Annotated in this window: 20 protein-coding genes and 1 CRISPR repeat array; of the genes, 9 read left to right on the forward strand and 11 right to left on the reverse strand. The window is 45.8% G+C overall.

What is annotated here, in order from left to right; translation table 11 throughout:
* The first annotated feature begins 100 nt into the window (after positions 1-100).
* From dnaA to ACZ5NB_RS00025, 5 genes are all read left to right on the forward strand, one after another.
* Complete coding sequence (dnaA, locus tag ACZ5NB_RS00005; RefSeq protein WP_460230698.1) at positions 101-1582, forward strand: chromosomal replication initiator protein DnaA; 1482 nt, start codon at positions 101-103, stop codon at positions 1580-1582.
* 213 nt (positions 1583-1795) lie between these two features.
* Positions 1796-2902: a DNA polymerase III subunit beta gene (gene dnaN / locus ACZ5NB_RS00010; RefSeq protein ID WP_460230699.1), complete on the forward strand. Its 1107-nt coding sequence runs from the start codon at positions 1796-1798 to the stop codon at positions 2900-2902.
* Positions 2903-2956: 54 nt separating this feature from the next.
* Positions 2957-4081, forward strand: a complete 1125-nt coding sequence (recF, locus tag ACZ5NB_RS00015) for a DNA replication/repair protein RecF (RefSeq protein ID WP_460230701.1) — start codon at positions 2957-2959, stop codon at positions 4079-4081.
* Positions 4082-4209: 128 nt separating this feature from the next.
* On the forward strand, positions 4210-6624 hold the full coding sequence (gene gyrB / locus ACZ5NB_RS00020) for a DNA topoisomerase (ATP-hydrolyzing) subunit B (protein WP_460230703.1): 2415 nt from the start codon (positions 4210-4212) through the stop codon (positions 6622-6624).
* A gap of 168 nt (positions 6625-6792) precedes the next feature.
* Positions 6793-8286 (forward strand): mechanosensitive ion channel family protein, encoded by a 1494-nt coding sequence (locus ACZ5NB_RS00025; protein ID WP_460230705.1) that lies wholly within the window; start codon positions 6793-6795, stop codon positions 8284-8286.
* A 90-nt stretch (positions 8287-8376) separates the two neighbouring features.
* On the opposite strand, the gene ACZ5NB_RS00030 is transcribed toward ACZ5NB_RS00025, so the two are convergent.
* The 9 genes from ACZ5NB_RS00030 to glyQ form a co-directional block, all read right to left on the reverse strand.
* Positions 8377-8985, reverse strand: coding sequence for a GNAT family N-acetyltransferase (locus ACZ5NB_RS00030; protein ID WP_460230706.1), 609 nt, complete (start codon positions 8983-8985; stop codon positions 8377-8379).
* A gap of 279 nt (positions 8986-9264) precedes the next feature.
* A complete protein-coding gene (locus ACZ5NB_RS00035; protein ID WP_460230707.1) occupies positions 9265-10956 on the reverse strand; it encodes a hypothetical protein in 1692 nt (563 codons plus the stop codon).
* A 281-nt stretch (positions 10957-11237) separates the two neighbouring features.
* Positions 11238-11711: a hypothetical protein gene (locus ACZ5NB_RS00040; RefSeq protein ID WP_460230708.1), complete on the reverse strand. Its 474-nt coding sequence runs from the start codon at positions 11709-11711 to the stop codon at positions 11238-11240.
* Between the two features lie 106 nt (positions 11712-11817).
* Positions 11818-12144 carry a hypothetical protein gene (locus ACZ5NB_RS00045; RefSeq protein ID WP_460230709.1) on the reverse strand — a complete coding sequence of 109 codons (327 nt, stop codon included), beginning with the start codon at positions 12142-12144 and terminating at the stop codon, positions 11818-11820.
* Between the two features lie 12 nt (positions 12145-12156).
* Complete coding sequence (locus ACZ5NB_RS00050) at positions 12157-13182, reverse strand: hypothetical protein (protein ID WP_460230711.1); 1026 nt, start codon at positions 13180-13182, stop codon at positions 12157-12159.
* 122 nt (positions 13183-13304) lie between these two features.
* Positions 13305-14066, reverse strand: coding sequence for a lysophospholipid acyltransferase family protein (locus ACZ5NB_RS00055; RefSeq protein ID WP_460230712.1), 762 nt, complete (start codon positions 14064-14066; stop codon positions 13305-13307).
* A 21-nt stretch (positions 14067-14087) separates the two neighbouring features.
* Positions 14088-14663 carry a D-glycero-beta-D-manno-heptose 1,7-bisphosphate 7-phosphatase gene (gene gmhB / locus ACZ5NB_RS00060; RefSeq protein WP_460230713.1) on the reverse strand — a complete coding sequence of 192 codons (576 nt, stop codon included), beginning with the start codon at positions 14661-14663 and terminating at the stop codon, positions 14088-14090.
* 12 nt (positions 14664-14675) lie between these two features.
* Positions 14676-16748: a glycine--tRNA ligase subunit beta gene (gene glyS, locus ACZ5NB_RS00065; protein ID WP_460230714.1), complete on the reverse strand. Its 2073-nt coding sequence runs from the start codon at positions 16746-16748 to the stop codon at positions 14676-14678.
* Positions 16748-17695, reverse strand: coding sequence for a glycine--tRNA ligase subunit alpha (gene glyQ / locus ACZ5NB_RS00070; protein ID WP_460230716.1), 948 nt, complete (start codon positions 17693-17695; stop codon positions 16748-16750). Before glyQ ends, glyS begins: the two co-directional genes overlap by 1 nt.
* A 177-nt stretch (positions 17696-17872) precedes the next feature.
* Here glyQ and ACZ5NB_RS00075 point away from each other — a divergent pair, with 177 nt between their 5' ends.
* The 4 genes from ACZ5NB_RS00075 to cas2 all read left to right on the forward strand — a co-directional run bounded on the left by ACZ5NB_RS00075 (position 17873) and on the right by cas2 (position 23538).
* On the forward strand, positions 17873-18748 hold the full coding sequence (locus ACZ5NB_RS00075) for a lysophospholipid acyltransferase family protein (RefSeq protein WP_460230718.1): 876 nt from the start codon (positions 17873-17875) through the stop codon (positions 18746-18748).
* Positions 18749-19076: 328 nt separating this feature from the next.
* The gene (gene cas9, locus ACZ5NB_RS00080) at positions 19077-22274 is read left to right on the forward strand and encodes a type II CRISPR RNA-guided endonuclease Cas9 (RefSeq protein ID WP_460230720.1); all 3198 of its coding nucleotides are present in this window, start codon (positions 19077-19079) and stop codon (positions 22272-22274) included.
* Positions 22275-22277: 3 nt separating this feature from the next.
* On the forward strand, positions 22278-23174 hold the full coding sequence (cas1, locus tag ACZ5NB_RS00085) for a type II CRISPR-associated endonuclease Cas1 (RefSeq protein ID WP_460230721.1): 897 nt from the start codon (positions 22278-22280) through the stop codon (positions 23172-23174).
* Positions 23175-23199: 25 nt separating this feature from the next.
* Positions 23200-23538, forward strand: coding sequence for a CRISPR-associated endonuclease Cas2 (gene cas2 / locus ACZ5NB_RS00090; RefSeq protein ID WP_460230723.1), 339 nt, complete (start codon positions 23200-23202; stop codon positions 23536-23538).
* A 72-nt stretch (positions 23539-23610) separates the two neighbouring features.
* Positions 23611-24503: a CRISPR direct-repeat array (repeat unit 36 nt; unit sequence ATCTTAGCAACTTAGAAAACGTATTCCATCCGCAAC).
* Positions 24504-24547: 44 nt separating this feature from the next.
* Here the strand turns inward: cas2 and ACZ5NB_RS00095 are convergent.
* Both ACZ5NB_RS00095 and ACZ5NB_RS00100 read right to left on the reverse strand, forming a co-directional pair.
* Positions 24548-25006: a nuclear transport factor 2 family protein gene (locus ACZ5NB_RS00095; protein WP_460230725.1), complete on the reverse strand. Its 459-nt coding sequence runs from the start codon at positions 25004-25006 to the stop codon at positions 24548-24550.
* Positions 25007-25141: 135 nt separating this feature from the next.
* Entirely contained in the window at positions 25142-26590 is a 1449-nt protein-coding gene (locus ACZ5NB_RS00100) for a TrkH family potassium uptake protein (RefSeq protein ID WP_460230727.1), read from the reverse strand.
* Positions 26591-26599: the final 9 nt, after the last annotated feature.

Raw genomic sequence — 26599 nt, forward strand, 5'->3', positions numbered from 1 at the left:
TGTGTAGTCATTGCAAGCTAGTTGTAGCGAGCTGTTGTTGGTTTGTCGTTGTACTTTACCGCTGAATTTATCTGATAGAGAGTTAAGGAAAATAACAATAATGGGGGCTGAGTTGCCGCAATCTGTTTGGAATCAGTGTATTGCCAATCTGCAGGATGAGTTACCTGCTCAACAATTTAATACCTGGATAAGACCGTTGCGAGTGGAGGGCGATGAAAAGACGTTACGCTTGCTGGCGCCTAATCGTTTTATCTCGGATTGGGTATCTGAGAAATTTCTCACGCGTATTAATGAGTTGGTTCACCAGTATTGCCCGGGTAACACGCTTGAAGTGGTGTTGGGGACGTTAGCTTCGCCTGTTGGCCAGTTTCAAAATCGTCAGCAGCGTAACGAACCGATCACCACAAACCGCTCAGAACCTAAACCATCGACTGCTTCTTCGTCTTCAAGCGCTATTATCGTTCCAGACACTACACCGGTTACTAGTGCTTCGGTTCACACCAGCACGCGGCCGACAACAACTAAGATTGATCGCAGCGATATTGAAGGCGGGATTAGTCATCGCAGCAATCTAAATCACAATTTCACTTTTGATAGTTTTGTTGAAGGTAAGTCTAACCAATTAGGTTTGGCGGCGGCTCACCAGGTAGCGGAAAACCCCGGTGGCTCCTATAACCCCTTATTTATATACGGTGGCGTGGGTCTAGGTAAAACTCACTTAATGCATGCTGTGGGCAATGCGATGTTGCAGAAAAACCCTAATGCCAAAATTACCTACCTGCATTCTGAACGCTTTGTTGCCGATATGATTAAAGCGTTGCAGTTACATGCCATGAATGATTTCAAGCGCTACTACCGTTCAGTGGATGCGCTATTGATTGATGATATTCAGTTCTTTGCTGGAAAGGATCGATCTCAAGAAGAGTTCTTCCACACATTTAATGCATTGTTAGAAAGCGGACAGCAAATTATTTTGACCTGTGATCGTTACCCTAAAGAAATTAGTGGTTTGGAGGAACGTCTAAAATCTCGCTTTGGGTGGGGTTTAACTGTAGCGGTCGAGCCGCCAGAGTTAGAAACGCGAGTCGCTATTCTGATGAAGAAAGCCGCTGAAGTGAAAATCGACTTGCCACACGATGCGGCTTTTTTTATCGCGCAAAAAATCCGATCCAACATTCGGGAGCTTGAAGGTGCTTTAAAACGCGTCATTGCCAATGCACATTTCATGCGTCGTAAAATTGATGTAGACCTGGTGCGCGAGGCTCTGAAAGATTTGTTGGCGTTGCAGGATAAACAGGTCAGTGTTGATAATATTCAACGCGTTGTTGCTGAGTACTACAAAATAAAAGTCAGTGATTTGTTATCAAAACGTCGCAGTCGGTCTGTTGCGCGTCCTAGGCAGGTCGCTATGGCTCTAGCAAAAGAGTTGACCAATCACAGTTTGCCAGAGATAGGTGATGCGTTTGGTGGGCGCGATCATACAACCGTGTTGCACGCGTGCCGCAAGATAAAAGAGCTTAAAGAAGAAGATGCGGATATCCGTGAAGATACGAAAAACTTGTTGCGTTCGCTAACGACCTAATGGATCACTAAACCATTAATTTTTCATAATTATTCGAGCTGATCCATAGCAAAACGGTTGTGCTTGTAGCTTAGTCACTCGATAATTGGGCGTCTTCTAGAGCCGTTCGAATGCATCGCATTTTGGCCCATGGAATAGTTAATTAATCAGGCAATAGCCGTCGTGCGATTGCCTTATCCTCTTATCTACATAGTGCGGTGAAGAGAAATATTCATGAAGTTTAGTGTTTCCCGTGAGGCTTTATTAAAACCACTCCAGCTGGTATCCGGTGTTGTTGAGCGCCGTCAAACTTTACCGGTACTGTCGAATGTATTGCTAGTGCTTGAAGGAGATCAGTTATCTCTTACTGGCACCGACCTTGAGGTAGAGATTGTAGCCCGAGTACATCTGAACCAGATGGGTGAAAGTGGTGAGATCACCATTCCAGCAAAGAAATTTGTCGATATTGTTCGGTCTCTACCGGACACAGCAGAGATTCAACTTACTCAAGAAGACGAGAAAGTTATTCTTAAAAGTGGATCGAGTCGATTCCAGTTATCCACTCTACCGAGTAGTAATTTCCCCAATGTGGAGCAAGGTAGTGGCGAGCTGCAGTTCACGTTCCCGCAAGCTACATTAAAAAGCCTAATTAATAGCACCTCATTCGCAATGGCCCAGCAGGACGTGCGTTATTACCTTAACGGTATGTTGTGGGAGGTTCGTCCCGAACATTTTCGCTGCGTGGCCACTGATGGTCATCGGCTCGCCATGTGCACAAAGCCGCTGGATGCAGGCGCTGATGCCAGTTATCAAGCCGTTGTACCTCGTAAAGGGATTATCGAACTGGGCCGTTTGTTGAGCGATGAAGAGGGTGCGACGGTTGAGGTTGTTATGGGTGACAAACATATCCAGATCTCAACCGATTATTTTACGTTTACCACTAAGCTAGTCGACGGGAAATTCCCTGAATACGAGCGCGTACTGCCTCGCGGTGGTAACAATATTCTATTTGGTAAGCGCCAAGAGTTGCGCCAAGCCTTTTCGCGTGTTGCCATCCTGTCAAACGAGAAGTATCGCGGTGTGCGCATCACGCTATCTGAAGGCCAAATGACCCTGGTAGCAAATAACCCTGAGCAAGATGAAGCTGAAGAAGCGGTGCCCGTCGACTATTCTGGCGACTCTTTGGAGATTGGGTTTAATGTGGGCTATTTGCTGGATATTACTAATGTATTAGCAGGTGATAGCTTAAAGGCTTCGTTCGTTGACGCGAATACCAGTTGTTTGATTGAAGATGCTGATGACGGTGATGCCGCTTACGTCATCATGCCGATGCGCCTGTAATTACTTTATCCATGCTTTCCTTTAAGCAGTGGACGGCCTAGCTCAACGATTACGATGGCCGTCCACTCGCTGCAAATACAAAACCTCCGCAATTTAAAAGGCATTAACCTTTCACTTCACCCGCGCCTCAATCTTTTCTATGGGAAAAATGGTTCCGGTAAAACGAGTTTGCTCGAGTCGGTAAATGTTCTGGCCTTGGGGCGCTCCTTTCGAAGTTATCGACCGAAGCCGCTCATTAACTACGATTCCGAACTGCTCACCGTCTTTGGTGAGATATCTACGTCTGGTGAGCCGCACAAGGTTGGCGTTCAAAAGAGTGTCAAAGGCGAGTCCGTCATTCGTGTTGATGGATCGAATCTTTCATCGGCATCGGCGTTAGCTGAATACCTACCCGTATTGGCAATTGATGCACACAGTTTTGAGTTTATAGAGGGTAGTGCCAAGCGAAGAAGGCAACTGCTTGATTGGTTGGCGTTCCACGTGGAACCTTTGTTTTTACCTGCTTGGAAAGCGCTCCAGCACTGCTTGAAACAACGGAATAGTTTACTCCGACGTGGTAGAATATCAGGCTCAGAGCTCCAACCCTGGGACCTGCAACTTGCTTCTTTGGCGGAACAAATACACGTCATTCGAGAACGCACGTTTAATACGTTCCATGAAGCGGTGTCGGATATCCCCGCGATCTTGGATGGCGTTGATATCGAGTTCAACTATCGACCCGGCTGGAAGGTCGAGCAGGGTTTTCGAGAAGTGTTAGCAGAGTCGTTAGAGCAAGACTTGCAGCGTGGGTATACCTATTATGGGCCGCATCGCGCTGATATTCGAATCACCGCCAATAAGTACCCTGCGGCTGATGTCCTCTCGCGAGGCCAGCAAAAAGTTTTAACTTGTCGGCTTATAGTTGCCCAAGGGGCTGTCTTCAACCAACTTACGCAGCGTCGTTGTGTTTTTCTGATTGATGACTTGCCGGCGGAGTTGGATGAAGTTCATCAAGCGCTGCTAGCAAAGTGGCTAATGGCGTTGGATGTGCAAATTTTAATAACCGGCGTTGATAAAAAGCCTTTGCTCACTATGTGGACAGGGGATAAAGAAGATCACCAAGGTAATAGTCTGGATGCCCAGGTGTTTCACGTGGAACACGGCCAAATAACACCAGATAATAATAAGGAAAGTACTTAGCTGACTGCGACCTAAATGACCGCAGACCAGCAAACGGGGATTCTCCTTCTATTTTAACAATGATCAGTGTGACCCGCTGACCTATTCAATAGCGCTTGTTCATTGAAGGCAGCACAATGGAGTTAAGTATGTCAGAAACGTCCTATGATTCTTCCAGTATTAAAGTACTCAAGGGGTTAGATGCGGTTCGCAAGCGCCCAGGGATGTACATTGGCGATACGGATGACGGTACCGGCCTTCACCACATGGTGTTCGAGCTGGTAGATAACTCTATCGATGAAGCGCTGGCGGGCCACTGCTCGGAGATCTTCGTCACTATCCATCCTGATGATTCAGTATCCGTAGGCGATAACGGCCGTGGTATTCCCACTGAAATGCACGATGAGGGCGTTTCGGCTGCCGAGGTTATCATGACCGTACTTCATGCGGGTGGTAAGTTCGATGACAACACCTATAAAGTCTCCGGCGGATTGCATGGCGTTGGGGTATCGGTGGTGAACGCCCTTTCGGAAGACCTTAAGCTCACTATCCGCCGTGAAGGTAAGGTGTGGGAGCAAGAATACAAGCATGGTGTCCCACAAGCGCCATTGGCTGTCGTCGGCGATACTACGGCCTCTGGTACTGCTGTACGGTTTGTCCCTTCCAAAGAAACCTTTAGCAACATCGAATTCCACTTCGACTACCTCGCAAAACGTTTGCGTGAACTGTCGTTTCTTAATTCTGGTGTCCGCATCGTCTTGAAAGACGAGCGCAGCGGAAAAGAAGAAGTCTACGAGTATGAGGGTGGTCTTAAAGCATTTGTTGAATACCTTAACCAAAACAAAAACCCCATTAATAAGGTGATGCACGTTAACTGCGAACGTGAAGACGGCATCGGGGTAGAAATTGCATTACAGTGGAATGACAGCTTCCAAGAGAATATCTTCTGTTATACCAATAATATTCCTCAGCGTGATGGTGGTACGCATTTAGCCGGGTTCCGAGCGTCACTGACTCGAAGCCTCAATAGCTACATCGAAAAAGAAGCCGTAGCGAAGAAAGACAAGGTAGCCACCACGGGTGATGATGCTCGTGAAGGTTTAACCGCTATTATTTCCGTTAAAGTGCCTGATCCAAAATTCTCCTCGCAAACCAAAGATAAGTTGGTTTCGTCAGAAGTTAAGCCCGCAGTAGAGCAAGAGATGTCGGCGTCTTTCGGTGATTATCTTATCGAAAACCCACAAGAAGCTAAGTTGATCGTTGGTAAAATGCTTGAAGCAGCCAAAGCGAGAGAGGCAGCACGTAAAGCCCGCGAAATGACTCGACGTAAAGGCGCGTTAGATATTGCTGGCCTGCCTGGAAAGCTAGCGGACTGCCAAGAAAAAGATCCAGCACTTTCTGAGATTTACCTGGTGGAGGGTGATTCGGCGGGTGGTTCAGCGAAGCAGGGTCGTGACCGTCGTACTCAAGCTATTCTTCCGCTGAAAGGTAAAATTCTCAATGTGGAAAAAGCCCGCTTCGATAAAATGCTTTCTAGCCAGGAAGTCGGCACGCTGATTACCGCATTGGGGTGTGGCATCGGTGGAGAAGAGTACAACCCCGATAAATTACGTTACCACAGCATCATTATTATGACGGATGCGGACGTGGATGGTTCGCACATCCGCACCTTGCTCTTAACATTCTTTTTCCGGCAAATGCGAGAATTGATTGAGCGTGGTCATGTTTTTATCGCTCAACCACCGCTCTATAAAATTAGCAAGGGCAAGCAAGAGCAATATTTGAAAGACGAAGATGCGTTAACTCAATTCCTCACCCAAGCGGCATTGGACGGAGCATCCTTGCATGTGAATCCTACCGCGCCGGCTATTGCAGGCGAAGGGTTGGAGTCTTTGGTAAACCAATACCGATCAGTTATGGCGACCATCGAAAGATTATCTCGTCGCTATCCGCGTGAAGTGCTGGGGCACCTAGTTTATCTTCCGGAAGTCACAGATGACGACCTCAAGAACGAAGAAAAAATGCAGGAATGGGTGGCTCTATTAGCAGCTAAGTTAGCGGCTGTTAACTCTGGAGGTAGCCACCGCTGGGAGGTTACTGTCAAAGAAGACGAAGAACGACATATTTTCCTCCCCAAAATTGACCTCGTTGCTCACGGTATCGATACCGAATACAACATGTCCCAAGACTTCTTCAGCTCTGCTGAATACGCATCGATAGTGAAATTGGGTAATGCTCTGAACGGATTACTGGAAGAGGGTGCATTCATCAAACGCGGTGAGCGTGAAGCACCTGTCTCTAGTTTTGACGAAGCACTTGTCTGGTTAATGGATGTTTCACGTCGTGGCTACAACATTCAGCGCTACAAAGGTCTCGGCGAAATGAACCCAGACCAACTCTGGGAAACCACCATGGACCCAGAAACACGCCGCATGTTGAAAGTGACAGTAGAAGACGCAATCGCAGCTGATCAAATTTTCACCACATTAATGGGTGATCAAGTTGAACCGCGTCGTGACTTTATCGAGACTAATGCTCTGGCGGTTGCAAATTTGGATGTTTAACGGGCTCCGATTGTTACGCCTCCTGAAAAAGCGCTCAACTACGAGCGCTTTTTTTGTACAGACAATTCTAAAAAATAATGACCTCTACACACCTATGGGGAATGTATTTGGGTAATACTAGTCACAAATAGGTAACCATCGAAAAACCAAACTCCTAAGGACTAATGAATGAACCGATTTTGGCGTTCAGCGTCTCTCTTTGTATTGTTAACGTTATTCAGCACTATGTCGGCCATCGCGCAAGATAGCGCTAATTCAGCCCAGTCCGATACGGCGACTGAAGCAGATAGCATAGACGTTTCCAATATCGAAGAACTCATTACCACGCTGGAAAGTGAAACCGCACGGACCCAATTTATCGCGAACTTAAAAACGCTGGTAGAGCAGGCGCCTGGCGATACGGCTGAGCCCGTCATTCCCATTATGAATTGGTTTAATATCTCGCCAAAAAACGACACCTTGGTAGGGAGAGCGCTTAGCCAGTTAAAGAAATTGGGATTGAGTGATTCATCGGTTGGTAATCTCCTCGCCCTCATAATCGCACTGTTAGTGATAGGCGTCGTCGTAGCCGGGAATCATGCACTGGCAAAAGTCGTCAAAAAGCGGCTTAAGTATTCATGGGGAAAATTACATTTCTCGAAGTCGCGTTTCTCCAGCTTGTTTAGACTTCAGATTGTAGCGGGGTATGTGTTTGGTTTTCTCGTGCTCGTCTATGCGACTGCAAAACTTTTTCAAGGGCAGGGCGGTTTATTTCTGTCTGTTGAACAAGCAGTGAGTTTGTTAAATTTTTCCATCGGTATATTGGTTGTTTTACTGCTACTTTTAGGGATCTGGGAAGTTTTCAACGCACTCATGGAAGTATGGGCGTCGCGAAACCATCGTCTGGCTGAAAGCCGAATTCAAACGTTAACCCCTATAATTCGAAACGTACTGCTTTTTGTTCTGTCGATATTGGGTACATTAATCGTTCTTTCAGAATTGGGGATTGATATTGTGCCGTTAATGGCTGGTGCTGGCGTGGTGGGCATTGCCATTGGTTTTGGTGCCCAAACGTTAGTTAAAGATTTTCTTACCGGTTTCATCGTGATCTTTGAAGACCTCATGCAAGTGGGTGATGTAGTGAATGTTGGTGATCGATTCGGGTTGGTTGAAAAAATTACTATTCGCAAAATACAACTGCGTGATCTGGATGGCACAGTTCATACCGTGCCGTTTGGGGAAGTGACAACGGTATCGAACCTAACCAAAGAGTTTAGTTACTATCTGTTTGATGTGGGTATTGCTTACCGTGAAAATGTTGATGATGTCATGCAGTGCCTGCAGGAAATTGATGAAGAGATGCGTAACGACGACGAGTTCAAAGACTTAATGCTAGACCCTTTAGAAGTGCTCGGTGTCGACAAGTTTGCAGATAGTGCCGTGGTGATCAAAGCGCGCGTTAAAACGCGAGCACATGATCGTTGGAAGGTCGGGCGAGAATTCAATCGCCGCATGAAACATGTATTCGACGATCGCAATATCGAGATCCCATTCCCACATCAGACGCTTTACTTTGGTGAGGATAAAGATGGCTCTGCAGCGGATGCGAAGGTAAGAATCATTAATGGTGATTCGTCAAAACAAAGCGAACAAAACCAAGCTAAACGTTCGGATAAGGACTAAGAGCAACACTAAGATGTTGAGATGAAAAACTATTGAAAGAAACACTCAAGGCGCTAACCAAATTGGCCTGCGCCTTGTTTAACTGACGAATTAATCTTCTCTACTTTTCAACCAGTCGGTTCTACTTAACTCCCAATAGCGCGAAGGGCGAGTGCCTCCTCCAGGTAACGTGCTTTCGATTTCGCCCATATATTTAAAACCTATACGCTCTAACAGCTTTGCCGTTCTGATATTATCGAGCGCCGCAGTTTCACAAATTAAGTCCACACCGACAACATCAAATAGCCAATTGAATGTGGCAAGAGCACCGGAGCCTCCCTTGCCACTACTCTGTTCCTCGGGGCTAATGGCACCGCCCAATTCGCATGCCGACCACTCTGGCCAAAATTGAATGTCGTGATAACCAACGACCTTTCCAGAATCATTGATATCAATCATTAACAACCCATCTCCTTGAGTACGTTCATCCAGATGACGCGCAATAAATTTAGCTACAGTGTCGACATTGATGTCTGTTGGCAGTGTGTAAATAGGTGCAGATACTCTAGGATCTAACAAGAAAGTAGTGAATGCTTTTGCGTCATCCACTCGGGCAACCCGCGAAGTTTCCGGCAGGTGCTCGGTATTGCTTACCAAGCATCTGATGGCTTGCTGTTTGGAATCGCTTGCAGGTATTCGTGTGAGAGGTAAGCCAGGCATTGTTTTATAATTTGAAAAAGTTAATGTTGGAAGAGAAAATCTATAGAATGCCGGATAGCATATCTAATATAACGAAAGACTGCGACACAGCCTTCAAAATATCGCTATGCAGATAAACGTGTTAGCAAACGTTAATATTCTAAACCGGGCCACCAAGGTCAAGGCCGTTGGGCAGCCCAACACTTGGTGTTTACCGGCATTCTTTCTGTGCCAGGTCTTATAGAAATGAAAAGCAATATTGAGGCTTATGTCCTGAGCTATCAGGATAGCACCGAGTACTTAAAATACATGAGGGCATGAGAGATTATTTAACGATAGAATATTGTTAACCTGGCGTTCAATCTTCTTGTGTAGCGTATCGCCAGAGCTTTCCTTAGAATGTTTTACGTTCACGTAATAATCTGACCAGTCGCATACGTTTAACCCTGGGTCATGGAAGTTACCTCCATACTCAAGGTGCTTCCCGTACATTAAGCGGAGCGTCTCCCACATCTCATACACAGAAGTGCTTATTTTATCGTTAAGTGCCGAGTCTGATGGGTATTGAAGAGGCTCGCTGTAAAGAGAGACAACACTACCATTTTGACGAATAGGTGCTTTTATCTGTTGAGACAGTTTGGGCCTAACCTTAGTAGATTTTGAACTACCGGAACTACCGGAACTACCGGAACTACCGGAATCCGCGATAGCGTGTGTACCATCTGCAAAATCACAAAGAAACTTTAAGTTATTGTAGCGATAATTCGCCCCTTTCGAGATAGGAGCCAAAATGGGTCCATAGGTATTGGGTTTAGTATTGCTATTTGTGTATTGCGTATATAAATCTTTTCGTTTTTGGTCGCTTAATAATAATAACGCTTGTTTATCTTGCTTTTGACTTAATTGATCAAATGTTTTTACATTATTGTAATCAAAACCAGAGTCATCACACCCAGCCTCAGCAGAAAATACTGCCTTAACTATATACTCCGCCCATGCTTCCTTGAACGCAACCTGAGGGGATGGTGACCTAGCCACTTCAAAGTCGTTTGCCGAGCGCCCGGTGCCGGGAAAACCGTAACCGCCACCCCAAGCCCTTTGCATCAGTATGTGGCCATACTCGTGGACGGATGTTTTACCAGATATCCATTTGGGAACCGAGCTAATCTCGAACCCTGTATCGGATTCTTCTTCGAATGTGTAACTCGAAATTACGACTTTATTCGGTGATTTAGCGGTTGCTGTATCCGATTCGGATGAAGGGTAGTAGTAAGACAGCTCACCGAACTCGTCCTTATAAAACGGAATATTTGACTCATCGTGAAGGAAGACTGCAGCGTCGATTAGCGAAGCATAGTAGTTTGAGGCAATGCCTTTAACTGTAGCGGTATTCTTGCTAGTTTTTACTGGATAATAGAAATCACCTAAATCGTGAGTCTGGCCGGACTTTAATTTAAGTGGTTTATTATAGGTCGCTCCGGGAATATCTTGTGCGTAGACATTGCCGCTAGAATCTCGGAAAGATACACACCATTCTCCAAAGCAATAGCGCATTTTTGCTCTAACCTGCAGATCAAGTATCTGCGGGACATTGTACTGGCATCCGTCTTTGCCGCTGACTACAGCTTCGAAGCGGCCATCTGATTTAACAGATACCGTCGTAATTGATTGGCTTTTTTTACAGCCTTTACTCCCATTTGGCTCGAGCTTATCAAGCTCAAGTATCTCAACAGTCCATTTATACGCACCTAGCCAATTCGGTGTCTTGGAGTTCGATATCTCAGCGCCAGTTTTACCTCGAAGGTCTTCACGCCTATCCCAGTGGCCGTATGACCGGTTGTCGTTATAAAACACACGACCTTTTATGGTGATGTCATCGCTATTGGCTTGGGATGTTAAGCCATAGGCTGCCAGTAAGAGCAAAAAGCAGCCCTTTGTTAAAGAGTGAATGCTAGATTGATGAACCTTGAAGACTATGTTGAATACTTTCATCAGGTTTTCTCCTTAAGACCATTTGAAAGGCTGCGCCGTAATTAGGCGAATTGAATTAGGTTTCGTCCATGTAACTGAAACCGCTGTATTTCAGGAATAAAGCTGCGTGTACATTATCTAGTAGGCTGGTTTCAAAAATCAAATCGATTCCCGCTACGTTTAATAACTAATTAGATGTAAAGAAAATACTGTAGCGCCCTATGCTGCAAATTTGTCTTGCTTGTGATCAAGCGCGTTAAACTTAGGACGGTTATAGACAGTGCATATAGCTGCAAAGAGATTTATGGTTTGCATTTATCATTGTCATACACAGTCGTTGGTTCACCTTTCACCAAGCCGACCCAATTACCATACCGGCCGCCGTAAATAGCAGACCCTTGGTAGGCGACCACTACTTTGTCAGCTAACGGCTTCCGCTCTTTGGTGGTTCGATAAATTTGAGCCCCGTCGTTTGGCTGCAAAACCACAATACCAAGTTCACTTTCCGGCGGAATGATGGGCACCTTGTTTATCTTTGTTTCACTATTATCAAGTGTTAATTCAGGCGTTTCGTACAGCAGCGTGGACATGCTGTTTGGTTTAGTAATAATGGTTATTTCATCTTTCCCTATGTTTTGAACAATCAAACCAAGTTGGTATTCGTATCTGCCATACTCGTCCTTACCTTCACAGCTAACTGATGTGGTTTTTACGGTAAGGTCTGATGCATGTGTGAAAGTTGCTGTAACCAAGAGTAGGGCGGGTAAGAATCTCATGAATGGCCTCGAGCTATTGTTTGTACTTACCATTATCTAATCTATGTGTTTAGCTACAAGTGTATGCTTGAAATAACCTAGGAAAAACTAGAACCGAAATACGGCTTCAAAAGGCTTGTGCTAAAACGATTATTAAAACAGAGGAAAAGAGTGTAACCCAATGAGTAATTAGCATTACTTTTTGCGGTGTAGGAAGCGATTGAAAGAGATTATCAACACCATCACGTTGGGCACGTTTAGGAAACAAGCAATAATGACCGTACATCGGCAATTTAAAAATACTGAGAATCAGGCCAGCACTATAGTACTCGACACCTTCAATCGCTTTAGCAATCTTTCGCTGAAACGAAAAATAAATGTATATAGCTAAACCTAGGTTGATCCACATCACTGCAAAACCTACACAAGTTAGCCAAAATTGCATGTCGCTCATAGCAGTAACTAGTTATTTTGCAGTGTGTGTTCGGTGATAAATTTCTGATCCAGCATCTTTACCCCACGAACCGAAAAGTTGACTTCCACCATACCCGCCTGCGGCGCCCGCTATGATGGTACACCAGAGTAAACTAGTCCCTGCCGTTTCGAGACCAAACAACAAGTTGCAGGTTAAATAGGTAGCTACGGTACCACTTACTGCACCACCGCCAACACTTCCCACTACGCGCCCGGTTTGCTCATACTTTGTTTTTGAACAATATGCAGAATCGGGCTCGACTGCACAAGCTTCTGCTATAGTCGCTGCACTGGCAGTTACATCCAAAGCAATAGCGACGTAGCCCAGTCGATTAAAGGTACGAGCTGTGTTGGTAAGTTTGGTGTAGTTCGACTTAAAACCATCAATCGAAGTGGAGCCACCTTGTGTATTCCACTGATGCACAATGGCTTTACTGCTTAATCCAAGTTTTGACTTAATTCGATTCGCGTTGACCTCGTAACCGAATAGCTGTCTTTCGAGCATGCCATTAATAGTTTGGTCGAGCTGCAAAAATAGAGCACGGCGTTGTTGGAAAAAATTTTTACCCTTTAGGTTCCCTGTGGTGTCGTAAGAGTTTTTATACAGCTGTTCAATTTGCTTCAGGACGCGTTCAACGTGTTGCTTCTTTTGCTGGAAATAAGTATTTGTCCAACCATACATTGTGCCGGAGTAGCCTGCAGCGTTACTTAGTAGAGCGTAATTGGCAGCAAGTTTTGATCTTTCTTGGGCGGTTAGACGATCGAGTTCGGAGTCGACATGCTTAGCCGCAATCGACATTTGAGTTTCCCACAGCGTGCAACCTAACGGGTTCTCTGGAGTCACGATCACCATTTGACCTGCGCGGATGAAGTTACCCTTAAGGTGAGAATTTACGGCAATAAAGTGTTTTCTTGTGACTTCGGAAGGGTGGTTGTAGAGAGCACGTAGTGTTTGATCAATCGACATATCGCGCTCAGCGATGTAAAACAGGACGTCTTCTGGTGCAATGGCTGGCATCAAATCTCCTTGTTAAAGCACTTTCCTTTTTGAGCCGTGCATTCTTTCCCATACGAACCGAATAGTCTAGGTACTGTGTGCCAAAATGAGAAAAACTAGAGTGATTACTACATTGAGCTGTGCTAGTTATTCTCTAAGGCGGCTTCCTCAACACGTTGGGCATCCGCTCGCCCTGGCGGCATTTTCGCGATTTCACCTTCAATCCAATTTTTAACTTCTTCCGTTAACACTTTACTGTGCAGCCCTTCAGTGGAAATGGGTTTTCCAATGACGACACGGATTTCGCCGGGGTGCTTGGTGAATTGTTTTGCGGGCCAACATTCACCGGCATTGTGCGCGACTGGGACAATATCGACACCTGCTTTTTTAGCGATGTCTGCACCACTTCGTGCATAGTTGCCAGCCTCGCCTACGGGAATGCGTGTGCCTTCTGGAAACACTAAAACATGTAGGCCTTCTTGAATGCGGCGCACGCCTTTTTCTTGTACGTCTTTTAGTGCTTTAACCGGTGATGAGCGATCGATGGGAATAGGCCGCAATAGCGATAAGCCCCAGCCGAAAAAAGGGATTTTTAATAGCGAGCGTTTGAAGATAGTGCTGATGGGCAAAAAGTAATATTGCAGAAACAGCGTTTCCCACATAGTTTGGTGTTTAGAGAGCACTACGTGCGGTGTTTTTAAAGGGCCGTCGTTATGATCGATGACCGTGATTTTTATGCCGCAAGCAATGCGCATCCACCACATCGCGAATCGCACCCACAACAAAACCAAATGAAAACGTGCGCGCTTAGGCGCTAGAATAAATGTCAGGCAAAGTGTGCCGTAGATGATGCCGGTCGTGTAAAGAACGATATTGAAAATCACCGAACGAATGACAGAAATCATAATGGCTGAATTACCTTAGAATTAATTGGACACTGAAAAGTGTTTGAGGATGTAATCTGCAGCCTCGGCTAGGTCGGCGACAATAGTGGTTTTTGCGCGAACGTCATCGGGAAGGTTGTCAGCGTAATGCTCGCCCTTACCGGTGCGGACCAAAATGGGTACGCAGCCTTTCGCTAGACCAGTTTGTAAATCTTTTAAGTTGTCGCCAACAAAGGGCGCGCCTTTGGCGGCAATACCGAATTCAGATTCCATCGCATCGACCAAGCCAGTGCGCGGTTTGCGGCAATTACAATCTTCATCGGGATGATGCGGGCAATAAAAGATACCCGTAATCTCGCCACCAAAATCGGTGACGCCATCGACCATTTTTGCGTGCATGGCTTCGAGATCGTCGAGATCAAATAAACCACGACCTAACCCAGATTGATTCGTAGCAACACCAATACTGAAACCTGCCTTCGAGAGTTTTGCAATGGCTTCTAAGCTACCGGGAATGGCGTTCCACTCCTCAGCACTTTTTATGTAAGCATCAGAGTCGTGATTAATAACGCCGTCCCGATCGAGAATAACGAGCTGCGTGATATTAGAGCTGGTCATTACAATGCTCTGTTAATTAGCCGACGCTAATAACGAAATATCAGCCACTTCGAGGAACAAACCGCGTAATTGATTTAGCAAGGCTAAACGGTTTTGCTTAACGGCTTCATCATCGGCCATGACCATCACATTATCGAAAAATGCATCCACCGCTTCACGCAGGCTTGCGAGCTGGCTCAAGCCTTGGGTGTAATCACCTTGTGCAAATAACGGCGCAACGGCAGTTTGTTGTGACGCAACTAATTCCGCTAAGGTTTTCTCCGTTGCTTCACTTAACAAGCTGTTATCGACGGCAGTAGGAATATCACCGTCGTATTTCGCAATAATATTGGATACACGTTTGTTGGCGGCTGCCAGCGCTTCGGCTTCAGATAATTGATTAAACGCATAGACCGCTTTAACACGCTGATTAAAGTCGAGCGGTTTAGTGACCTCTTTGGCGCTAACCGCTTGGAATACTTGTACTGGAATGTTTTCTTCCTCGTACCAAGCACGGAAGCGTTCGATCATGTAGCTCAGTACATCGCTGACCACATCTTTATTGGTCAAACTGTTGTGTAGCGAAGCGGCCTTTTCAAGCAGCGGTCGCAGGTCGAGGTCTAAATCTTTTTCAACGATGGTACGCAATACACCGAGGCTCGCACGACGCAACGCAAAGGGATCTTTCGAACCAGTGGGCGGTTGGCCAATACCAAAAATACCTGTGAGCGTATCAATACGATCCGCGAGAGCGACCGCACAAGCAACCGCCGATGAGGGCAATGCATCACCCGCGAAGCGAGGAAGATATTGGTCTTTAATCGCTTCGGCAACGGTTTCCGATTCACCATCGTTTAGCGCATAGTAGTACCCGGCAATACCCTGCATAGTATCGAACTCTAATACCATGTCAGAGACCAAATCAGCCTTGGCTAATAACGCGGCACGTTCAGCGTCTTTGCTGTCTGCACCGATTGCTTCAGCAATATAGCCGGCAATGGCTTTAACGCGCTCGGCTTTTTCAAACAAAGTGCCGAGTTGTTGTTGGAAGACGATGGTTTTTAATTTTTCGACACGGCTTTCGAGCGAGGATTGTTTATCGGTCTCAAAGAAGAATGCCGCATCTGATAAGCGTGGACGGATGACGCGTTCGTTTCCGTTAATCACTTGTTGAGGATCAGCACTAACAATATTGGATACCGTTATAAAATTCGGTAGCAACTCGCCTTTGTCGTTGACCACGTGGAAATATTTTTGATGCTCTTTCATGGAGGAGATCAATGCTTCGGCGGGGACTGCCAAAAAGCGATCTTCAAATGAACCGGCCAACGCAACGGGCCATTCAACCAGCGCGGTCACTTCATCGAGAAGGTCTTGATCAATCACGGCAACGCCGCCAAGTTTTTTCGCTTCGGCTTCAACTTGTTCTTTAATCATCGCTTGACGACGCGCGTAGTCCGCAATGATATGACCTTCACTTTTTAATTGCGCTTCGTAACCATTGACGTTGTTAATGGCAAAACTCGTATTGCAGTGGAAACGGTGGCCACGGGTTTCTTGTGTTGCCGTAATGCCGAGGACTTCAACAGGAATAACGCTATTGCCATAAAGCACAACAAGCCAATGTACCGGGCGAATAAATTCGGCACGGCTTGACCCCCAACGCATACGTTTTGGAATTGGCAATTTATCGAGAGACTCTTTAATAATCTCGCTAACGCTGTCTTGCGCGGTAACGCCCTTTGCAGTCGACTTAATCCCTAGACGAGGGCCTTTAGGGGTATCGAGTTCTAATAACTCTTCTGGCGCGACGTTGTTTTTCTTCGCAAAACCTTCGGCCGCTTTGGTCCAGTTGCCGTCTTTATCTTTTGCTGCTTTCACGGGTGGGCCGTGAATTTCTAATTCTTTATCGGGTGCCGCTTCGATTAATGCAGTGACACGAACCGCTAAACGGCGAGGTGTCGCAAACCATGCGCTGTTGTCGAAAGTTAGGTCGCGTTGTTGTAAACCAGCAACGATACCATCGTGAAACGCGGTGGCTAAATTCTTTAGCGCTTTTGGTGGTAATTCTTCTGTACCGAGTTCTATTAATAAATCGTTAGCCATTATTGTTCTCCCTCCGCGCTTAAAACTTCTTGGCGCAGGGCCTCGGGTGCTAATGGAAAGCCCAGTTTTTTGCGGGCATCAAAATACGCTTGTGCAACCGCACGCGCTAAGGTGCGCACGCGTAAGATAAACCGTTGCCGCTCGGTTACAGAAATCGCGTGACGCGCATCGAGCAAATTAAAGGCATGGGAGGCCTTCATTACCATTTCGTAAGCGGGCAGTGGTAGGCCAGCTTCGATGAGCTTTTCACTTTCTTTTTCGCAGGTATCAAAGGTCTGGAAAAGGAAGTCCACATTGGCGTGGGTGAAGTTGTAGTGTGACATCTCGACTTCGTTTTGATGGAACACATCGCCATAGGTGACGGGTGTACCGTCGGGGCCGCGGGTCCAGACCAAATCGAAAATGGACTCCACGCCCTGGATGTACATGGCCAAGCGCTCAAGCCCGTAGGTGATCTCGCCGGAAACAGGGTAGCACTCCAGGCCACCGACTTGCTGGAAGTAGGTAAATTGGGTGACTTCCATACCGTTGAGCCAAACTTCCCAGCCTAATCCCCAGGCACCCAAGGTGGGTGATTCCCAGTTGTCTTCCACGAAGCGAATGTCGTGGGTTAGTGGATCAAAACCCAGCAGCCTAAGGGAATCAAGGTATAGGTCTTGAATATTGCTAGGCGAAGGTTTCAAAATCACCTGAAATTGGTAGTAGTGCCCCAAGCGATTGGGGTTCTCACCGTAGCGGCCATCGGTGGGGCGGCGGCAAGGCTGTACATAAGCCGTGTTCCAGGTTTCAGGGCCAATGGCACGCAAGAACGTGGCAGGGTGGAAGGTACCGGCGCCCACCTCCAAATCTAGCGGTTGTAAAATGACACAGCCTTGCTTGGCCCAGTAGTCTTGCAGGGCAGCAATCAGCCCTTGGAAGGTGGATACATCAACCTGATTCTCTGACACGATGTCCTCTGCGACGCATAAGCCCGTATGGGCAGTAAAATAACGAAAGCCGGCAATTATAGCGGCCTCTGCGCGGCTTTAATATGGCAGGTGCGGCAAGAAAGCTTTCAAATGTTGGGTTTTTCGGTAAGCTTCGTCGGTCTGATTAGGCAACACAATCACGTTTAGGCAGTCATCATGGCAAATCCCTCCAAGCGCGACCAGCTTCGCGGCAAAATCGGTGCGAAGTTAATCCGACTGTTTGGCGTGTTACCCCTCGGAATCAACCGCCATATTGGCACCCTGGTCGGTTTATGTACCTGGTGGAGTAAGGGCCGAACACTGCGTATTACGCTTGAAAATATCGAGAAGTGTTTACCCGAGTTGGACCATACCGCTCGCCAGCGACTCGCTAAACAAAGCCTAATAGAGACCGGTCGCACCGCCATGGAAGCGGCTAGCATTTGGGTACAACCGTACCGGCGGTTAGAAAAATATATCAAAAACGTTGAAAACCAATCGCTTATCGATCAGGCCTTTGCTCAAGGTAAGGGATTAACATTATTGATCCCTCATTTAGGAAATTGGGAAATTATAGGGCCTTATTTAGCTGAGCAATATCCAGTGACCTATATGTTCTCGCCAACGTCGTTAAAGGCAATAGACGAATTAATGATTACCGGCCGAACACGAAATGGTGGGACACTCGCTCCAGCTAATCTTCGAGGTGTGAGCAGTGTTTTAAAAAAACTGAAAGCCAATGAGCTCATTGGTATTTTGCCTGACCAAGTTCCGGAAACTAACGGTGGAGAAATTGCGCCGTTGTTTGGCCAGCCAGCACTGACCATGACCTTAGTCCATAAGCTGACACAACGCACAGGATGTGCGGTCGTATTTGGATTCGCAGAACGCGTTCCTGGGGGATTTACCTTGAAACTTTATGCCCCCCCGGCAGATTTATATTCTGACAATATTGAAAAAAGCCTCACCGCGATGAATGAACAAGTGGAAGCGTTAGTGCGAAAAGCCCCTGCGCAATATCAGTGGGAATATAAGCGATTTAAGCGCGTATAAGCGGGAGTTTTATCTTTGCCACTGGGTGGGCGTTAGATAAGTGTGGAACGAATAAACAAAAACTAAACTTAACAAAAATAAAGAGACACTATTAAGCGCCACATAACAAGCAACATCCTTCGCTAATGAAAGAATAAAAATGATTTAGGTGTCAAAATAGATAACCCCGCCGTAGCGGGGTTATCTATTTTGTGTTCTACAACTTGTTAACAGAGAGAACACGCTTTCTAAGTTGCTAAGTGTGACCGTCGTCACGAAATAGAAAGTAATCCCTTTTGCTGTTAGAGTCAACCACTCGAAATTAAATTAAACGTAAAAAGGAATTTCGATGGATACGCCCTACCTACTTGCATTAGATCTAGGCACCTCTTCAATTGGTTATGTAGCATTTGCGCTGGATGATAGCGATGAACCCAAGAGTATTCTTGACCTGGGTGTTCGAATATTTCCTGATGGGCGGCACCCCAAAACTAAAGAACCCTTAGCTGTTTCTAGGCGTATAGCCCGTGGCATACGCCGTAATAGAGATAGAGGCCAAAACCGTGTCAGACGTTTGGTGAAAGAGCTGATTGAGTTTGGCCTATTCCCTGTTGATGAGAGAGAGCGGAAAAAAGTATTCGATACTGTATCACCCTATTATGCGCGGGCAGCGGCTGCGCAAGAACTTGTCGACAAAGAAACGTTAGGCCGCGCTATTTTCCACATTGGACGGCGCAGAGGCTTCAAATCTAATCGCCTGGCTGGAGAATCAGAGGAAAGCGAGTTTAAAGAAAAAATTTCCGAATTAAGGAACAAGCTTGAAGGAAAAACCCTTGGTGAATACCTTTTTGAGCGGGAAAAACAAAACCAAGCATTAGCAAAAGACAAGAAAGCGCACGATCAAAAGCCATTTCGCTTCCGCAATGGAGAAACTGATTTCTACGCCGATCGGCAGATGTACCTAGATGAATTTGAGCGGATTAAAGCAGTACAGGGAAACATACATCTAAATGATGAACAATGGGCGGCACTAAAGGAAACAGCTTTTTGGCAATATCCACTCAAGCCTGTACCGAAAGGTAAGTGTCGTTACTACCCAGAAGAAAACCGAGCGCATATTGATCTTCCTATTTCTCACGATTATCGAATTTATCAAGAAGTTAACTCACTTCGTTATCAGTCGCAAAATATCGAGTATTCGTTAGATGATCGACAGCGTAAGGCAGTTTACGACTACCTTAGGTCTCACAAAACGATGACCTTTAAGCAGATGCTTAAGCTAAAGGAGCAAAAGTCACCGCTTTTTCCGTCGGATGCGCAGTTTAATCTCGATGTTGCAAGCCGCAACGGCAAGCTCATGGGAAACAAAACGCTTGTCGACTTTATGAAAAAGGAATTATTAGGCGCGATCGCAGAAAAAATAGATTACGTTGCATTGAATGGTATCGCCGATCTTTTAATTGAACCGCTTGAAGAAATTAACGGCAAAAAAGTCGTTATGGAAACAGAGAAGGTCGCGCTAGAGCTAAAAAAACGTATTCCAAATTTATCTGACGAACAAATTGAAAATCTCTGTAATTATCGCTTTAAACGAGATACAGCGGGTGTCTCACGTAAGTTTATGGAGCAGATAAATCCTGTTATGCGGGATCAGGGTTTAGTTTATAGCGATGCTGTTGCTCAACTAAAAGACGATAATGGGCATCCATTTAACCACACCTACGGGAATACAGGCGAAGTCTTGCAGCGCCTTCCTTATTATGGCGAAGTCATGCCGGAATCTGTTTGGGGAGCGCAGCCGGAAGCGGACAAAAACAAAAGCCCGTTAGAGCGCGACGACGACGCATATCAGTATGGGAAAATAGCCAATCCCACAGTCCATGTTGCCTTAAACCAACTGCGAGTTGTGGTGAATCGTGTTATCGACAAGTTAGGTTCTGTACCGGCTAAAATTCATGCGGAGCTGACGAGAGACCTTAAAAACTCAAAAGACGCAAGAGAGCAAATTGAAAAGCAGCAACGGAAAAACAAAATCAAAAATGATGAGATTCGCCGGTTTCTTGTCGATGAACTCGGCATCATTAATCCCAGCAGAAGAGACTTCCAAAAAGTAAAACTGTGGGAAGAGCTAGGCAAGCAAGGCGCGCGGTTCAGTGTATTTTCAGGCCAATGCATAAGCGCTTCACAGCTATTCAATGGCGAGGTAGAGATTGAGCATATAGTCCCATTTAGTCGATGCTACGATGACGGTATGGCAAACAAAACGTTGGCATTTAAGAATGAAAACAACCAAAAGGGGAACCTAACCCCGCATGAGGCGTTTGCAGGCGCTGGTAGCCAATATAGTTATGACGATATGCTAAAGCGTGCGTTGAGTGTTTTTGGTCAAACCTCAAAATATGAACGCTTTAAAGAAGACGCTTATGAGCGATTCTATGGTGGCGAAAAGGGCGATATGATTGCTCGCCAACTCAATGACACCAAGTATATCTCGCGGAAAGCACACCAGTATCTTTCCTGTTTATGTACACAGCACAACGTGGTTAGCGTTAATGGCATGATGACGGCAGTGTTGCGTGATGTTTGGCAGCTTAATAATTTCAAAGACCGAGCGACAGGGCATTATCGGGAAGACCATAGGCATCACATTGTTGATGCGTTTGTGGTCGGACTTACTTCACGTTCACTCATCAACCGATTAAATACGCGCCGTTCTACCGTCGATCAAACGCAAAAGGATTTATATCACTTCCTTAAAAGTCGAGTAAATGATATTCCTGAGCTAAAAAAAGAGCTGTTTAAAAAACTCGATTTGGTTGTTGCATCCTATAAACCGGATAGAACTCAAACCGGTTCAATGTTCAATGATACGGCCTATGGCATTAAAAGCACTGAAGATGACACCAAATATGTAACGAGAAAAGCTATTACAGCTCTTACCGAAAAAGAGGTTCTTGCAATCAGGGACTCTGAAATTCGACAGAACCTTATCAAACATTTAACCGGACGCCTAACCGTGGAAAACTTGAGAGAATTTAAAGTCAGTTTAGGGCCTGGAAAAGACTTTATAGATAAAAAGGCTAGTTTTGCGAAAAAAACTGGTATTAATAAAGTGCGAATCAATGTACCAAATACAAGTATTGAGGCAATTAAAAGCGCAAGCTATAAAGGCTATGGAAAGAATTCATACGCATTTTGCGATGTGTGGATGATTCCTCATAAAAAGGATAAGAAATCAGGAGAGTGGCTATATCGCTTTGAGGGAGACTTTGTTGCTTTCGCTGATGCAAAGCATCATGACCCGGAGTCGTTCAAAGTAGGCAGGCATCCTGCGATGAAAAAGTTAGTTCGGATCTATAAGCAAGATTGTTTTACCATGACAAACAAACTTACAGGAGAGGCCGAACACATACGTATTGCCGGCTACGATGCCTCGAAAAACAAGCTGGATGTTAGGGAGAATCTAAAAGCTGTGAATGAAAAACAAAACCATATTTCAATTAATACTTTATTCTCAAATCACCAGTTCAAGAAGCTTAGATTATAGTCAATGCAATGGAATGTTTTAGAACTTGCTGAAAACGGCCGCTACGTAAAGCTAAATCGTGGCTTTCTAGTGGTAATGTGTGCCGAGGAAGAGCTCGGGCGAGTTACAATTGATGAGCTTTGCTGCTTAATTCTCACTGCGGAACAAGCGACATTGTCTAAGCCGGTCATGGTTAGATTGGCAGAAGAAGGCATTCCAATTGTTATTTGCGGTAAAAACTACCATCCAATCTCGCTAACGCTTCCCTATAGCGCTCATCACGTCTCGACTAAAATACTGCGTCAGCAAATAGACGCGAGCGTTCCGCTTAAAAAACGTTTGTGGCAGATGTTGGTCGCGAGAAAGATTGAGCACCAGGCACTTGTTCTAGAAAACCTTGACGCAGATGAGGTGGTAATCAAACAACTGGCTAAGATGTCGTCAAAAGTAGGCTCTGGTGACTCGCAGAATATTGAGGCCCAGGCAGCAAAAGTGTATTGGCGTGCCATTTTAGGAGCTGAATTTCGTCGCAATAGTGATGGCGAAGACTTTATCAATGCTTCGCTAAACTATGGCTATAGCATCATTCGCGCTGCCTGTGCGCGAGCGGTTGTGGCTGCTGGCTTGACGCCTTCACTGGGCGTTTACCATAAGAACCAAGGCAACCCGTTTTGTTTGGTCGATGACTTAATGGAGGTGTACCGCCCGTTGGTTGATTTTATGGTAATAAAACTACCAAAAAATAAGTCGGTAACACCTGACGAAAAGCGATTGCTTGCTAAACTTTTACAGGCAGACATCAAAACCAATGATGCAATGACAACTGTAACTGGCTCAATGCAAAAGCTAGCTTTCTCGTTGGTGAAGAGCTACCAAGTGAAGGAGGTAGGGTTAAAGTTACCCACATTAGTTTTTGACTAGTGGCTGAAAGGATTAAGGCTGTGCTATGTCTTCAGTCCATTTTCTCAATGGGTACCGACTAATGTGGATGATGGTGATGTTCGACCTTCCCGTGGTAACAAGAGAAGATCGAAAAGAATACACTCGCTTTCGTAACTATTTACTCGACTGTGGCTTCGATATGTCACAATACTCGGTGTACTTTCGGCTGGTATCGAGTAAAGAGCGAGTCGAAAGTTTCGAGCGAAAAATTGAAGACCAGCTACCCGATCAGGGTCGAGTGCAAATTATCACAATTACCGATAAACAGTATGAAAATATTAAAGCTTTCTATGGGGGCAGCCCCGAAAGCCTCAAAAAAGTGGATCAGCTTCAGCTGTTTTAGGCGCGTCCGCCCAGCTTTTTCGATCGCATTTAACGATTTATTTCAACCAAATCAAAGGCTTATCGCCTTCCTATCTTAGCAACTTAGAAAACGTATTCCATCCGCAACCCCGACAGGTCAGCCCATCCTCCGCGCGGAATCTTAGCAACTTAGAAAACGTATTCCATCCGCAACGCCAAAGCGGTTGGCCGGTTAAGCCAATGAATCTTAGCAACTTAGAAAACGTATTCCATCCGCAACGATCAATGTCGCGCCCTTTAAAAAGAGAGCATCTTAGCAACTTAGAAAACGTATTCCATCCGCAACCCCGTCGTCGACGTTCCATTGTTTGGCGTGATCTTAGCAACTTAGAAAACGTATTCCATCCGCAACTCCCCAGGAAGTCTTTCCCTGATGCCACAGATCTTAGCAACTTAGAAAACGTATTCCATCCGCAACGAACCGCTAGTAAGCGCCACAGCTCACCCCATCTTAGCAACTTAGAAAACGTATTCCATCCGCAACCCGTAATAGGTTGAGGATTAAACATGTTTAATCTTAGCAACTTAGAAAACGTATTCCATCCGCAACGCAGTGGTAAATCTGAATTCAACCGTTGTATCTTAGCAACTTAGAAAACGTATTCCATCCGCAACCAGTCGCCGTATTCGCACCCTACTAGATGGATCTTAGCAACTTAGAAAACGTATTCCATCCGCAACAGAGCGGTAAGGCGGGAGTTTACGGGGTAGATCTTAGCAACTTAGAAAACGTATTCCATCCGCAACACGAAATTAAAACTGGTATTTCTGATTTGTATCTTAGCAACTTAGAAAACGTATTCCATCCGCAACACAGAACTCCAAGGCACGCTTTCGCGTGCAATCTTAGCAACTTAGAAAACGTATTCCATCCGCAACCGCGGATCTGAGAGGTTAATTGGTTAGAGAATCTTAGCAACTTAGAAAACGTATTCCATCCGCTGCCCCAAGCTATAGTGCAATAGCAATGGGAAGATTACCACTTCCTATTAACGAGGGCGGTCAGAGGTGGTTTTTCGCGTTTTAAAGCGCCAGCCGTCTGCGGTTTTGACCAAGGTATCGTTGTACTTGGCAGAGGTAGAGATCGCGGTTGTTTCCGTGGATAAATCCAACATCATTAAATACACAGAAGCTTCCACTCCGTCGCTGTCACCGGTGATACGTAGATTGGTATTCCAGTGGCGGCGTTTTGCTCCGTTCATTTTTTCGGTATAGCGAGTGACGAAATCAATAAGTTGTTGATGACCTTTGAAATTATTAAAGGTGCCGTCTTCAACAAATGTATAGGCGTATCCCTTCGCATCTCCAGAATCGATCGCATGATTGTATTGGGCGTATAACTGTTCTATCTCGATATAATCCATCGCAGTCAAAGGCGCTGCGCTGACTTGCAAAGCGCCAATCAATGTGGCGGCAGCGAGACTTATTGAGGCAACTAATCTCTTCATTTTATTGTTCTCTCAGCTATGGTGACTTTTATTAAGGCTGGCCATCATAGCATTGCTGACTACTCAACCAAGGTTTTGCTAGGTTAAAAATTATTAATGGGCCTAGGATGTCGGTAGCACCCAGCGGGTAGAGGGTTATCGTCTCCAAAACATTGGAGAAAACAGCACTAACAAAGTGAAAACTTCGAGCCGTCCAAGCAGCATTGCGAAGCACAAAATCCATTTTGCTTGGCCGGGAATGTCGCCGTAGTGAAATGCGACCTCGCCCAAACCGGGGCCAAGGTTGTTGATGCACGCTGCGACCGCTGAGAAGGATGTTAGAAAATCGAGGCCGCTAGCGAGCAGTAAAAGAAACATTGCGATAAACACAAACACATACGCGGCGAAGAAACCCCACACAGCATCGACGACGCGATCAGATACTGTTTGATTACCAATCTTGATAGGGATAACCGCATTGGGGTGAATCAGCCGATGTATTTCGCGAATACCTTGTTTGCAAACCAGCAGTACGCGAATTGCTTTCATGCCGCCACCGGTAGAGTTCGCACAACCACCCATAAACGCGCCGATAAACAGCATAAAGGGCAAAAACGCTGGCCATGCACTAAAGTCTGCGGCACCGAACCCTGTGGTTGTGACAATCGATACCAGCTCGAACGTGCCTAGTAATATGGCATCTTGTTTATTGTAAACACCGGTGTAAGCGAGATAGCTCACTGTGACCACAATACCAAGCAAAATACACGTCGCGTAAAATTTAAATTCTGGGTCGAGGAAGTATTGTTTAAGGCTGCGTGTATGCCAGGCAAAGAAGTGCAGCGCAAAGTTAATGCCGGACAAAAACATGAAGACAATGCATATCAACATAATTGCGGCGCTATCAAAATAACCGATACTCGCATCATGTGTTGAAAAGCCGCCGATAGCGACGGTTGAAAATGCATGGCAAATAGCATCGAACGCCGTCATACCGGCATACCAATAGCTGACTCCACATACGACGGTTAAGCCGACATAAACTAAAATAAGTGCTTTTGCTGTTTCGGTAATGCGCGGCGTGAGTTTTGTGTCTTTTACTGGCCCAGGGGTCTCGGCGCGATACAGTTGCATGCCGCCAATCCCGAGCATGGGTAAAATAGCCATGGCGATAACAATAATTCCGATACCACCTAACCACTGCAGCAATTGACGATACAATAAAATCGATTCTGGTAGCGCGTCGAGACCGGTTATGACGGTTGCGCCTGTGGTGGTTAAGCCGGAAAGTGATTCAAACAATGCGTCGGTAAAACTTAAACCGGGTGCGCTGGATAACATAAAGGGTAGCGAGCCGAATAGCCCTAGAACCGACCAGAAAAGGGCGGTAACAACAAAGCCATCACGTGTGCGTAGATCCTGCTTTTTCCCCTTCGCTATCAACCAAAGCACAATCCCTGCACTTAACGTAATGCCCATGGTGGATAAAAAAGCTAAATGCGCATTATCTTTGTAAACCAGAGAGACGAGCGTAGGGGGGAGTAGTGCAATACTGTATAGCACCAATAACATACCGAGAACGCGTGAAATAATCGCTGGATGCATGAGTGTGCG

The sequence above is a fragment of the Aurantivibrio plasticivorans genome (assembly GCF_055392955.1).

Coding starts and splice junctions, on each gene's coding strand:
- ACZ5NB_RS00055 (WP_460230712.1), bottom strand. CDS start 14,066: ATGATTTCTGTCATTCGTTCGGTGATTTTCAATATCGTTCTTTACACG.
- dnaA (WP_460230698.1), top strand. CDS start 101: ATGGGGGCTGAGTTGCCGCAATCTGTTTGGAATCAGTGTATTGCCAAT.
- ACZ5NB_RS00100 (WP_460230727.1), bottom strand. CDS start 26,590: ATGCATCCAGCGATTATTTCACGCGTTCTCGGTATGTTATTGGTGCTA.
- gmhB (WP_460230713.1), bottom strand. CDS start 14,663: ATGACCAGCTCTAATATCACGCAGCTCGTTATTCTCGATCGGGACGGC.
- cas1 (WP_460230721.1), top strand. CDS start 22,278: ATGCAATGGAATGTTTTAGAACTTGCTGAAAACGGCCGCTACGTAAAG.
- ACZ5NB_RS00025 (WP_460230705.1), top strand. CDS start 6,793: ATGAACCGATTTTGGCGTTCAGCGTCTCTCTTTGTATTGTTAACGTTA.
- dnaN (WP_460230699.1), top strand. CDS start 1,796: ATGAAGTTTAGTGTTTCCCGTGAGGCTTTATTAAAACCACTCCAGCTG.
- ACZ5NB_RS00040 (WP_460230708.1), bottom strand. CDS start 11,711: ATGAGATTCTTACCCGCCCTACTCTTGGTTACAGCAACTTTCACACAT.
- cas9 (WP_460230720.1), top strand. CDS start 19,077: ATGGATACGCCCTACCTACTTGCATTAGATCTAGGCACCTCTTCAATT.
- gyrB (WP_460230703.1), top strand. CDS start 4,210: ATGTCAGAAACGTCCTATGATTCTTCCAGTATTAAAGTACTCAAGGGG.
- ACZ5NB_RS00035 (WP_460230707.1), bottom strand. CDS start 10,956: ATGAAAGTATTCAACATAGTCTTCAAGGTTCATCAATCTAGCATTCAC.
- recF (WP_460230701.1), top strand. CDS start 2,957: ATGGCCGTCCACTCGCTGCAAATACAAAACCTCCGCAATTTAAAAGGC.
- ACZ5NB_RS00075 (WP_460230718.1), top strand. CDS start 17,873: ATGGCAAATCCCTCCAAGCGCGACCAGCTTCGCGGCAAAATCGGTGCG.
- cas2 (WP_460230723.1), top strand. CDS start 23,200: ATGTCTTCAGTCCATTTTCTCAATGGGTACCGACTAATGTGGATGATG.
- ACZ5NB_RS00095 (WP_460230725.1), bottom strand. CDS start 25,006: ATGAAGAGATTAGTTGCCTCAATAAGTCTCGCTGCCGCCACATTGATT.
- glyS (WP_460230714.1), bottom strand. CDS start 16,748: ATGGCTAACGATTTATTAATAGAACTCGGTACAGAAGAATTACCACCA.
- ACZ5NB_RS00050 (WP_460230711.1), bottom strand. CDS start 13,182: ATGCCAGCCATTGCACCAGAAGACGTCCTGTTTTACATCGCTGAGCGC.
- ACZ5NB_RS00030 (WP_460230706.1), bottom strand. CDS start 8,985: ATGCCTGGCTTACCTCTCACACGAATACCTGCAAGCGATTCCAAACAG.
- ACZ5NB_RS00045 (WP_460230709.1), bottom strand. CDS start 12,144: ATGAGCGACATGCAATTTTGGCTAACTTGTGTAGGTTTTGCAGTGATG.